Below are 11,564 nucleotides of genomic sequence, written 5' to 3' on the forward strand. Positions count from 1 at the left end.
GGCCGGGGCCGCAGCGCCATTCGCCTGCGCAGCGGGCTTCGCAGCCGCCGCGCCGCCTTCAGCGCCTTCGAGGACGACGATCAGCGACCCTTCCGATACGTTGTCGCCAACCTTGACCTTCACTTCCTTGACGGTGCCCGCAGCCGAGCTTGGCACGTCCATGGTCGCCTTATCGGATTCCAGTGTGACGAGCGACTGCTCTTTCTCGACGGTGTCACCCGCCTTCACCAGCACCTCGATCACAGGGATGTCCTTGTAATCGCCGATGTCCGGCACCTTGACTTCGATCGCTTGACTCATTGTTGGTGTCTCCTGGGCCGCGCACGCAACCCGCCCCTGGCGATCAGGGGCAAGTGCGCACGCATGGCACTCGGGGAATGATGCCTTAGACGGTCATCGGGTTGGGTTTGGCGGGATCAAGGTTGTACTTCTTGAGCGCCTCGGCGACGACCTTACGCTCGATCGTGCCTTCGTCTGCCAGTGCGTTCAATGCAGCGACCGTGACCCAGTAACGATCCACCTCGAAGAAGTGGCGCAGCTTTTCACGGGTATCCGAACGCCCAAAGCCGTCGGTGCCCAGCACGACAAACTTTTGCGGCACGAACGCGCGAATCTGCTCGGTCAGCGCACGGATATAGTCGGTCGATGCGATGACCGGACCCGGCGCATCCTTCAGCAGCTTCTCGACGTGCGAGAGCTTCTTCTCTTCGGTCGGGTGCAGCAGGTTCCAGCGCTGCACTTCGTGGCCTTCGCGGGCCAGTTCTGTGAAGCTCGGCACGCTCCAGAGGTCGGCGGCGACGCCCCAGTCGTTCTTCAGCAGATCAGCGGCAGCAATCACTTCATTGAAGATCGTGCCCGCGCCCATCAGTTGCACGTGCGGCGTCTTTTTGTCGGCTTCGGCCTTCTTGAACGAGTACATGCCCTTGATGATGTCCGCAGCTACGCTCTCGCCCTGCGGAATCGCCGGGTGCTCGTAGTTCTCGTTCATCACCGTGACGTAGTAGTACACGTCTTCCTGCTCCGCGACCATGCGACGCAGACCGTCCTGCATGATGACGGCGAGTTCGTAACCGAACGTCGGGTCATAGCTGATGCAGTTCGGCACCGAAGCCGCCCACATCAGCGAGTGACCGTCTTCGTGCTGCAGGCCTTCGCCGTTCAGCGTCGTACGTCCTGCCGTACCACCCAGCAGGAAGCCGCGCGAACGCATGTCGCCCGCAGCCCAGGCCAGATCGCCGATGCGCTGGAAGCCGAACATCGAGTAGAAGATGTAGAACGGGATCATGATCTCACCGTGCGTCGAGTACGACGTCGCGGCAGCGATCCAGTCCGACATACCGCCGGCTTCGTTAATCCCTTCCTGCAGGATCTGACCGGTTTCCGACTCACGGTAGAACATCAGCTGGTCGGAATCTTCCGGCACGTACTTCTGGCCGTCCTGATTCCAGATACCGATCTGACGGAACAGCCCTTCCATACCGAAGGTACGCGATTCGTCCGGCACGATCGGCACGATGCGTTTGCCGAGCGCCTTGTCCTTCAGCAGGATATTGAGAATCCGCACGAACGCCATCGTCGTGGAGATCTCGCGGCCTTCGCCCGTGCCCTTGAGCAGCGGCTCGAAAGCAGTGAGTTCCGGCACCGGCAGCGACTCAGCCTTCTGACGACGCGCCGGCAGATAGCCGCCGAGGTCCTGACGGCGAGCGCGCATGTACTCGAGTTCCTTCGAACCTTCTTCGAACTTGAGGTACGGCACGTTGACGAGATCTTCGTCGGAGATCGGCAGACGGAACTGGTCACGGAATTTCTTCAGGTGATCCAGGTGCAGCTTCTTCTGCTGGTGGGTGATGTTCATCGCCTGACCAGCTTCGCCCATGCCGTAGCCCTTGATCGTCTTCGCGAGAATGACGGTCGGCTGGCCCTTGGTCTGGGTGGCTTCCGTGAACGCAGCGTAGATCTTGTGCGGATCATGGCCGCCGCGGTTCAGGTTCCACACGTCTTCGTCAGACCAGTCGGCGACCAGCGCCTTCAGTTCCGGCGTGTTGAAGAAGTGTTCGCGCACGAACGCGCCCGACTCCGACTTGTACGTCTGATATTCGCCGTCCACGACTTCCATCATCCGGCGCATCAGCGCGCCAGTCTTGTCGCGTTGGAACAGTGCATCCCAGCGGCTGCCCCAGATGACCTTGATGACGTTCCAGCCAGCGCCGCGGAATTCGCTTTCCAGTTCCTGGATGATCTTGCCGTTACCGCGCACCGGACCATCGAGGCGCTGCAGGTTACAGTTGATCACGAACACCAGGTTGTCGAGCCGCTCGCGCCCGGCCATGCCGATCGCGCCGAGCGATTCCGGCTCATCGGTCTCGCCGTCGCCGAGGAACGCCCATACCTTGCGGCCTTCGGTCTTCGCGACGCCGCGCGCATGCAGGTACTTCATGAAGCGGGCTTGATAGATCGCCATGATCGGGCCGAGGCCCATCGAGACGGTCGGGAACTGCCAGAAGTCCGGCATCAGCCACGGGTGCGGATACGACGAGATGCCCTCGCCGCCCACTTCCTGGCGGAAGTTGTCGAGCTGGTTTTCGCTCAGACGACCGAGCAGGAACGCGCGCGAGTACACACCCGGCGACGAGTGGCCCTGCACGAACACGAGGTCGCCGCCATGCTTGTCGGAAGCCGCGTGCCAGAAATGGTTGTAGCCGACGTCATACAGCGTGGCAGCCGACGCAAACGATGCGATGTGGCCACCGACGTTCGTCTGCTTGCCCGCGCGCAGCACCATCGCGATGGCGTTCCAGCGCGTGTACGAACGAATGCGGTGTTCGATATCCTGGTCACCGGGAATCGGCGCCTGGCGTGAGACAGGGATCGTGTTGATGTACGGGGTGTTGGCCGAGAACGGCAGATGTTCGCCGTGTACGCGCGCAAATTCGATTTGCTTTTCGATCAGATAGTGGGCGCGGTCGGGGCCTACAGCAGAAATCACGCCATCCAGCGCTTCCAGCCATTCGCCGGTTTCCTGGGGATCGTCGTCTTTTTCAGCGGCGACATATTTCATGACTTCGTCGGGTACAGCGGACATGCTCGTCTCCTGAGGATAAGGAACGCTCTTTGAACAGACGACGCGGACGAGTGTGGCCGCGGCAGCTTCGGCCGATTGTAATAAGGCGCTCATCGTCTGCGCAACATAATTTTCGAATTACGAGATCGTTTCTCATAATGCGGAAAATTGTTGCGACGCACCCTGGTTTGACTGCCCACCAACGGATACGTCGGCTAGTTTGCACCGATTAGCGCGACTTTCCGCGCTTTTTTGCGCCATTTGCTAGCCACCCGCTGCGCTACAATGCCAGCCATGTTGACCGAACGGCTTTTCGCACGCTCGGCGCGGCCCGCCGGAAAGCCGGCAGACTCGTCGCCGTCCCGCTGGCACCATGGACCATGGTGGTCGAACTCGTATTTGCTCACGCCGCTGCTGTCGATCCTGGTATTCCTGGTCGTCATGAGCCTGATTCTGTGGAGCCTGAACCGGCGCGAGCAGCAGCAACAGGAAGACACGCTGTACCGCAATGTCGCCTGGGCACAGCAACAAATACGCCTGTCGATGACCGGCGCCCAGGAGCAGATTCAGGCCCTCGCACGCGACATCGTTGCCGGCCACGCGGATCCCCATTCTTTCCAGGTGTCTACCACGGACATCATGCAGGGGCATCCCGAAATCCTCTACATGAACTGGTACACGAGCGAGCAGCAGCCGCGCTGGCCCAATACCGCCCAGCCCGTGTTCGGCCAACGCCTCGCCAAACCCAGCGACGAACAAATGGAAGAGGCCGTCAAAGCGGGCTTCGCCGACGCGCGCACCTCGCGCCGCCAGGTCTACTCGCCGCTCATCTATGACGATCTCGGCAACGGCTATCTGACGCTGCAGACCCCGATCTACCGCGACCGCGAATTCCTCGGCACGATCGCCGCCGTGTTTTCCATCGAAGGGGTGCTCAAGCACGACATCCCGCCTGAGCTGTCGGCGAAGTACAAGATCTCGATCATCGATCTGAACAACCGCGAACTCGCGACCACTTCGACCCGTCCGCGCCTGCCGCGCGACATGTTCTATGACCTGCCGCTCGACCCGCCGGGTCAGGGCGTCTCGGTGCGCGTCTACGCATTCCCGCAGATGACCAACTTCACGAACAACACGCTCGTGTGGCTGGTGGCGGGTCTGTCGTGTTTCGTGCTGTGGAGTTTGTGGAGTCTCTGGAAGCACACGCGCCAGCGCTTCGAAGCCCAGCAGGCGCTATACGCCGAAGCCTTCTTCCGGCGCGCCATGGAAAACTCCGTGCTGATCGGCATGCGCGTGCTCGACATGCACGGCCGCATCACGCACGTGAACCCGGCGTTTTGCCGCATGACCGGCTGGGACGAAAGCGATCTGGTCGGCAAGAACGCGCCGTTCCCCTACTGGCCGCGTGACGCTTACCCGGAAATGCAGCGCCAACTCGACATGACGCTGCGCGGCAAGGCACCCTCCTCCGGCTTCGAATTGCGCGTGCGGCGCAAGGACGGCTCGCTGTTCCATGCACGGCTCTACGTCTCGCCGCTGATCGACAGTTCGGGCCGGCAGACCGGCTGGATGTCGTCGATGACCGACATCACCGAACCGAAACGGGCGCGCGAAGAACTCGCCGCCGCGCACGAACGCTTCACCACCGTGCTGGAAAGCCTCGACGCCGCCGTGTCCGTGCTGGCCGCCGACGAAGCCGAATTGCTGTTCGCCAACCGCTACTACCGCCATCTGTTTGGCATTCGCCCGGACGGGCATCTGGAATTAGCGGGCGGCGGGTTCGATAGCGCACAGGCGTCGTCCGATTCGATCGATATGGTCGATGCATACGCGGGACTGCCCGCCGCCGCGCTCACCGAAAGCACCGCCGACGCCCAGGAAGTCTACGTCCAGGGCATCCAGAAGTGGTTCGAAGTGCGCCGCCAATACATTCAGTGGGTGGACGGCCATCTGGCGCAGATGCAGATCGCGACGGACATCACCACCCGCAAGCAGGCACAGGAACTCGCGCGCCAGCAGGACGAAAAACTGCAGTTCACCAGCCGACTGATGACGATGGGTGAAATGGCCTCGTCGCTGGCTCACGAACTGAACCAGCCGCTCGCGGCGATCAATAACTATTGCTCCGGAACCGTCGCACTGGTTAAATCTGGGCGGACCACGCCTGACAATCTGCTGCCCGTGCTCGAAAAGACCGCGCAGCAGGCGGTGCGGGCGGGCATGATCATCAAGCGGATCCGCGAATTCGTGAAGCGCAGCGAACCGAAACGCCAGGCCACCCGCGTCGCCGATATCGTCGCGGACGCGGTTGGGCTCGCTGAAATCGAGGCGCGCAAACGCCGTATCCGCATCGTCACGGATCTGCGCTCGCGCCTGCCGGTGATCTATGTGGACCCGGTGCTGATCGAGCAGGTGCTGGTGAATTTGCTAAAGAACGCTGCTGAAGCCATGCACGATGCCCGGCCGAATGCGGTCGATCCGGTGATCCGCGTGGTCGTCAGGCTCGACAGCGGGTTTGTCTGCATCAGCGTCGTCGACCAGGGACCGGGCGTCGACGAAGCGACGGCCGAGCGTCTGTTTGAACCGTTTTACAGCACCAAGTCCGATGGTATGGGCATGGGGTTGAATATTTGCCGTTCCATTATTGAATCGCATCGCGGTCGCCTGTGGGTGGTCAACAACGTCGAATCTGACGGCCATATCACAGGCGCCACGTTCCATTGCAGTCTGCCTATTGGAGAGCCTGATGGCCCGAGCAACGGCGGGTCAGAGGCGCCGACACCACAAACCGTTACGGGAGAGCTATGAACAGCCCAGTCACCACACAGGAAACAGTCTTTGTCGTCGATGACGACGAGGCCGTTAGAGATTCGCTGCGCTGGCTGCTGGAGGCGAACGGCTATCGGGTACAGTGCTTCTCCAGCGCCGAGCAGTTTATCGACGCCTGGCAGCCGCACACGCACCCTGGTCAGATTGCCTGTCTGATCCTTGACGTGCGGATGTCCGGTATGAGCGGACTCGAGTTGCAGGAACGTCTGATTGCCGATAACGCCTCGCTGCCGATCATCTTCGTGACCGGCCACGGCGACGTGCCGATGGCAGTGTCGACGATGAAAAAAGGCGCGATGGATTTCATCGAGAAGCCGTTTGACGAAGCCGAACTGCGCAAGCTGGTCGAGCGCATGCTCGACAAGGCGCGCAGCGAAAGCAGCAGTGTGCAGCAACAGCGCGCCGCCGCCGAGCGTCTGGGCAAGCTGACCGCGCGCGAACACCAGGTGCTCGAGCGCATCATCGCCGGCCGTCTGAACAAGCAGATTGCCGACGACCTCGGTATCAGCATCAAGACCGTCGAAGCGCACCGCGCGAACATCATGGAAAAGCTGAACGTGAATACGGTCGCCGATCTGCTGCGTCTCGCGCTGTCGAACAAGCCGAAAGAGGCTCAGTAAGCAAGCGCCACCGGCTTAGGCTGCGCGGCGGCAAGGTCGTCCCGCAGCCTCGGTGCAGCGTCTGAGTGTGTACCTAAGTGGGCCTCGGGCATGGGCCCAGTTGCTCCCGCGGCATGCCCCGCGGCTGCAATCGACTCATCTGATCGCCGTGCTGACCGGAGTTCATATCCGGCCAGCACGCGCCCGTCGACTTTCCTCTGCCTCAACGCGCATCGCTCCCGCTACATGGCGGTTGCACGCACCCGCTCCGAAACCCATGCGTCGGTATAATGCTGAACTTCGCCGTGGCGCGTTTTCTGCGCCGCGCGCGGCCGCGCCCCGCATTCCGAACTGCCTACACTCGACCGACCATGACAGCCAAACTGATCGACGGCAACGCCCTCTCCAAGACCTTGCGCGCCGACGTCGCGACCCGCGCCGCCGCCCTCACCGCCCGTGGCCATCAACCGGGCCTCGCGGTCGTGCTGGTGGGCGACAATCCGGCCAGCGAAGTCTACGTGCGTAACAAGATCAAGGCCTGCGAGGACAACGGCCTGTTCTCATCGTACGACCGCTACCCGGCCACGCTCTCGGAAGCCGATCTGCTCGCGCGCATCGACGAGTTGAACCGTGACCCGAAGATCCACGGCATCCTCGTCCAACTGCCGTTGCCGAAGCATATCGACAGTCACAAGGTGATCGAGGCGATCGCGCCGGAGAAGGATGTCGACGGTTTTCACGTCGCCAACGCCGGCGCGCTGATGACCGGCAAGCCGCTGTTTCGCCCTTGCACGCCGTACGGCGTGATGAAAATGTTCGAAGCCTACGGCATCGATCTGAAGGGTGCGAATGCGGTGGTGATTGGCCGCTCCAATATCGTCGGCAAGCCGATGGCGCTGCTGCTACTCGAAGCCGGCGCAACCGTGACGATCTGCCATAGCAAGACGCGCGACCTCGCCGCGCATACGCGTCAGGCTGACGTCGTGGTTGCCGCCACCGGCTTGCGCAACATCCTGACCGCGGACATGGTCAAGCCCGGCGTGGCCGTGATCGACGTGGGCATGAATCGCGACGAGGCCGGCAAGCTCTGCGGCGACGTGGACTTTGCGGGGGTCAAGGAAGTGGCCAGCTACATCACGCCGGTGCCGGGCGGCGTCGGTCCGATGACGATCACCATGCTGCTGGTCAACACCATCGAAGCAGCCGAGCGCGCTGCCGCCAACGCGTAAAACGTATCAGCGGAAATCAGCGCGTTTCAGTGCATGCAGGCGCGTATCAGTGCTATCCCACAGCCAACTGCTAGCGCGCCGTCTCGCGACGAACGGCGTTCAACGCACTGCTGTGTCGGTGGTCATCGGTACGGCTAGTGTGCGAGGCGTGCGCGCCAAACGCCGCCGGCACCACACCAGCACCGGGCGCTCCACGAAGTGCCACGACAGCATCGCACATGCGACGATAAAGGGCGCCGCAATCAATACGGCGGTCTGATGGTTCAGATGCGGCGCGATACTCGCTACGCATTGCTGCATCATGAACCCGTACAGATAGATGCCGTACGAGTAATCATTGCGTGGCACGAAGCGGTGCAACAGCGGTGTCGTGCCAATCCACATTACGCCGTACACGAAAGTCAGATAAAAAAGCGGCTGCGCGCCGGCTGTGTCACGAAAGACCATAAACACCATCATCAGCCCAAGCGCCCCGAGGCCGGAAAACTCAATGCGCTCGCGCCAACCATACAGCAGCATCCCGATCATGAAGAACGGTTCCGGCCAGAACGAATAGCCACCCGGCTTTTCGGAGAAATCGCGCAAGCCGATTTCCAGATGCGGCAGGTGCACCCGCACGGCGAACGCGAGGAGTCCAAGCGCCGCCGCCGCCGTGACGCCCCAACGGCTCGACAGCAGGCCGGCCATGCCGGTGATCAGCACGATCACGTAGCAGCGAACTTCGATCGGCAGCGTCCACAGCGGAGCACAAATGTCAGCAACGAAGCGGTTGTGTTCGAACACGCCCGGCAAGCCCCAGCCGCTCTTGAGTACGATCGTCGAGAAGTTGTCGAGATTGGCCCAGGTCGCGCGTGAGGCGAAATACTCGTGCAACGGCAAGGTCGTGAAGAGCGGGCCAAGGATGAATATGGTGACCAGCGATCCGCCCGCCACTGCTGGCCAGATCCGCGCGATGCGCAACGCGACGAAACGCGGCGCCGAGCGCTGCCGGTCGAAGCTGGCCGTGACCAGCATCCCGCTCATCATGAAAAAGGCATAGACCCCAAAGGCGCCGAAGCCGTCGAAACCCAATGCGTTCTGCACCCAGTCGATCGTGCCGTCCGGCGCCTGTATTATGTACGAATGACCGTACACCACCGCGATCGCGGCCAGAAGACGCACCAGGTCGAAATTGTTGCCCTTGCGCGATAGAGCCTGCGAAAGCGGATTCATCGATGTTTCTCCTGCGTAGACGGCGCCACTGGCCTGTATGGATTGATGCGGCCAGCGACGTCCTATCACGATGACGCAGGGCAGCAAATGGGACCGTTCGCTCTCGCACAAACCAATGCAGACCATGTTTTTGCGGCTACGCAGGCCGGCAATACCTGGGCCAGGCGCACGAGCCACGCGCGCAGGTCTGGCACAAATAACCTCGTCAGCGAGGCGTAAGCCCGCAAAACCCGAACTTCTGCTAATTTGTGCTGTAGCCGGACTGGAAACGCGGCGCCCAGCCCCAATGTGGGTATCGGGCGCGGCCCTCCGCCACGCCCGCCTATTCACCCGCGTCAGACAGGAAGCCTCATGTCCAGCACTCAACCGACACAAGACAACCCGCTCCTCGATTTCTCCGACCTGCCGCGCTTTGGCGACATCCGCCCCGAACATGTCACCCCCGCCCTCGATGTGCTGCTCGCCAACGCGAGCGCCGCCGTCGAACGCGCCAGTGAACCCGTCACGCCGGCCTCGTGGGTCGATGTCGTGGAAGCGGTCGAGCGCGTCACCGAACCGCTCTCGCGCGCCTGGGGGGTGATTGGCCACCTGAACGCCGTTGCCGATACGCCGGAGCTGCGCGCAGCCTATGGCGAAAATCTGCCGCGCGTCACCGAGTTCTGGTCGAGCGTCGGACAAAACCTCGCGCTCTACGAAAAGTACAAGGCGCTGTCGGCCAGCAGCGACTTCTCCTCGCTGACTGGCGAACGCAAGAAGATCCTGCATAACGCTCTGCGCGATTTCCGCCTCTCGGGCGCCGAACTGCCGGAAGACAAGAAGCCGCACTTCGCCGAATTGCAAGAGCGTCAAGCCACCTTGTCCAAAGGTTTTTCCGATCACGTGCTGGACGCAACCAACGCGTACGCTTACTTCGTCGAAGACAAGGCACAACTGGCGGGTCTGCCGGAAGACGTGATCGCCGCGGCCGAAGAAGCGGCCGAGCGCGATGGCAAGAGCGGCTGGAAATTCACGCTGCACTTCCCATCGTATTTCCCCGTCATGCAGTATTCCGAAAACGGCGCGATGCGCGAGACCATGTACCGCGCCTACGTCACGCGCGCTTCGGAGCTGGGCGGCACCTACGGCGGTGGCAAAGCCGAATGGGACAACACCACGAATATTGCGGAACAGTTGAAGCTTCGCGCCGAAGAAGCGCATATGCTCGGCTACCAGAATTTCGCGGAAGTCTCGCTCGCGCCGAAGATGGCCGAATCGCCCGCACAGGTCATGGCCTTCCTCGAAGACCTGGCCACCCGCGCCCGACCGCATGCCGAACAGGACTGGAAGGAACTGCGTGAATTCGCCGCCAGCGAACTGGGCCTCGCGGAGATGCAGCCGTGGGACATGACGTTCGCGGCCGAGCGTCTGCGCCAGAACCGCTATTCGTTCTCCGAAAACGAAGTTAAGCAGTATTTCCCGGAAGACACGGTCTTCAAGGGGCTGTTCAAGGTCACGGAAACGTTGTTCGGCGTGAAGATCCGCCGTGACGAAGCCACCGTGTGGCATCCGGACGTGCGCTTTTTCCGGGTCGAGAATCAGGACGGCGGCCTCGTCGCGCAGTTCTATCTGGACCTGTATGCGCGTGAAGGCAAACGCGGCGGGGCGTGGATGGACGATGCGCGTGCGCGTCACAAGCATGCACATGGTGGCGTGCAAACGCCGGTCGCGTATCTGACCTGCAACTTCTCGGCGCCTGTGGGCGGAAGGCCGGCCTGCTTCACGCACGATGAAGTGATCACGCTGTTCCATGAGTTCGGTCACGGTCTGCATCACATGCTTACGCGCGTCGATGAGCTGGGCGTGTCGGGGATCAACGGCGTCGAATGGGACGCGGTCGAATTGCCGTCGCAGTTCATGGAAAACTTCTGCTGGGAGTGGGATGTGCTGAGTGACATGACCTCGCACGTCGAAACCGCCAAACCGCTGCCGCGTGAACTGTTCGACAAGATGCTCGCCGCCAAGAACTTCCAGAGCGGTCTCGGCACGTTGCGCCAGATCGTGTTCTCGATGTTCGACATCAGGCTGCATACGGACTTCGATACGGCCGGCACGAAGAGCGCCAACGATCTCGCCCGCGAAATTAACGAGCAGTTCCATGTCGTGCCGCAAGCCGCGTTCTCGCGCTGGCCGAACACGTTTAGCCACATCTTCGCGGGTGGCTATGCGGCGGGTTACTACAGCTACAAGTGGGCCGAGGTGTTGTCCGCCGACGCGTATGCCGCGTTTGAAGAAGCGGCACAAGCGGCAAGCGGCAGTGTGCTGGATGCGGAAACCGGCACGCGCTATCGCAAGGAGATTCTCGAAGTGGGCGGAAGTCGTCCGGCGATGGAATCGTTCAAGGCATTCCGTGGCCGTGAGCCGAATATCGACGCGCTGCTGCGTCATAACGGCATGACGCCTGCCGCCACGCATTAACTATCCGTCAGGCGGTGCGCGTTCGGCGCTGCTTGTAAAAAAACCGGTGCCCTGCTCACGCAGGCACCGGTTTTTTGTTGCGAGCGCCTACCGTTATCCCCGCTGCAATTTGAAATCGATCTGCTCCGGCCGACCCTCAAGCGTCAGCGTCGCCCGGGCGGCCGGCAAGCGGGCGACCAC

The 11,564-nt window shown here is 61.8% G+C and carries 7 protein-coding genes; 4 read left to right on the forward strand and 3 right to left on the reverse strand.

Annotated features, from left to right (window positions below; genetic code table 11):
• Both WCA85_RS16815 and aceE read right to left on the reverse strand, forming a co-directional pair.
• Window positions 1-300, reverse strand: a 300-nt coding sequence (locus WCA85_RS16815; RefSeq protein WP_424065738.1) for a biotin/lipoyl-containing protein, incomplete at its 3' end; no start/stop codon positions are given.
• A gap of 85 nt (window positions 301-385) precedes the next feature.
• Window positions 386-3,082, reverse strand: a complete 2,697-nt coding sequence (gene aceE / locus WCA85_RS16820; RefSeq protein WP_424065740.1) for a pyruvate dehydrogenase (acetyl-transferring), homodimeric type — start codon at window positions 3,080-3,082, stop codon at window positions 386-388.
• Window positions 3,083-3,355: 273 nt separating this feature from the next.
• On the opposite strand from aceE, the gene fixL reads away from it, so the two are divergent.
• The 3 genes from fixL (at window position 3,356) to folD (ending at window position 7,718) form a co-directional block, all read left to right on the forward strand.
• On the forward strand, window positions 3,356-5,869 hold the full coding sequence (gene fixL, locus WCA85_RS16825) for an oxygen sensor histidine kinase FixL (RefSeq protein ID WP_424065749.1): 2,514 nt from the start codon (window positions 3,356-3,358) through the stop codon (window positions 5,867-5,869).
• Window positions 5,866-6,510: an oxygen response regulator transcription factor FixJ gene (gene fixJ, locus WCA85_RS16830; protein ID WP_424065742.1), complete on the forward strand. Its 645-nt coding sequence runs from the start codon at window positions 5,866-5,868 to the stop codon at window positions 6,508-6,510. The genes fixL and fixJ overlap by 4 nt, the downstream gene beginning before the upstream one ends.
• 350 nt (window positions 6,511-6,860) lie before the next feature.
• On the forward strand, window positions 6,861-7,718 hold the full coding sequence (gene folD / locus WCA85_RS16835) for a bifunctional methylenetetrahydrofolate dehydrogenase/methenyltetrahydrofolate cyclohydrolase FolD (RefSeq protein WP_424065744.1): 858 nt from the start codon (window positions 6,861-6,863) through the stop codon (window positions 7,716-7,718).
• A gap of 99 nt (window positions 7,719-7,817) precedes the next feature.
• Here folD and WCA85_RS16840 read toward each other — a convergent pair whose 3' ends face one another.
• On the reverse strand, window positions 7,818-8,930 hold the full coding sequence (locus WCA85_RS16840) for an acyltransferase family protein (RefSeq protein ID WP_424065746.1): 1,113 nt from the start codon (window positions 8,928-8,930) through the stop codon (window positions 7,818-7,820).
• A gap of 351 nt (window positions 8,931-9,281) precedes the next feature.
• On the opposite strand from WCA85_RS16840, the gene WCA85_RS16845 reads away from it, so the two are divergent.
• A complete protein-coding gene (locus WCA85_RS16845; protein ID WP_424065748.1) occupies window positions 9,282-11,384 on the forward strand; it encodes a M3 family metallopeptidase in 2,103 nt (700 codons plus the stop codon).
• Window positions 11,385-11,564 lie beyond the last annotated feature (180 nt).

The sequence above is a fragment of the Paraburkholderia sp. genome, assembly GCF_049581445.1.
GTDB lineage: Bacteria > Pseudomonadota > Gammaproteobacteria > Burkholderiales > Burkholderiaceae > Paraburkholderia.

Excerpts from the sequence above, each read along its gene's own strand:
- aceE (WP_424065740.1), bottom strand. The coding sequence starts at position 3,082 with ATGTCCGCTGTACCCGACGAAGTCATGAAATATGTCGCCGCTGAAAAA.
- fixJ (WP_424065742.1), top strand. The coding sequence starts at position 5,866 with ATGAACAGCCCAGTCACCACACAGGAAACAGTCTTTGTCGTCGATGAC.
- folD (WP_424065744.1), top strand. The coding sequence starts at position 6,861 with ATGACAGCCAAACTGATCGACGGCAACGCCCTCTCCAAGACCTTGCGC.
- WCA85_RS16840 (WP_424065746.1), bottom strand. The coding sequence starts at position 8,930 with ATGAATCCGCTTTCGCAGGCTCTATCGCGCAAGGGCAACAATTTCGAC.
- fixL (WP_424065749.1), top strand. The coding sequence starts at position 3,356 with ATGTTGACCGAACGGCTTTTCGCACGCTCGGCGCGGCCCGCCGGAAAG.
- WCA85_RS16845 (WP_424065748.1), top strand. The coding sequence starts at position 9,282 with ATGTCCAGCACTCAACCGACACAAGACAACCCGCTCCTCGATTTCTCC.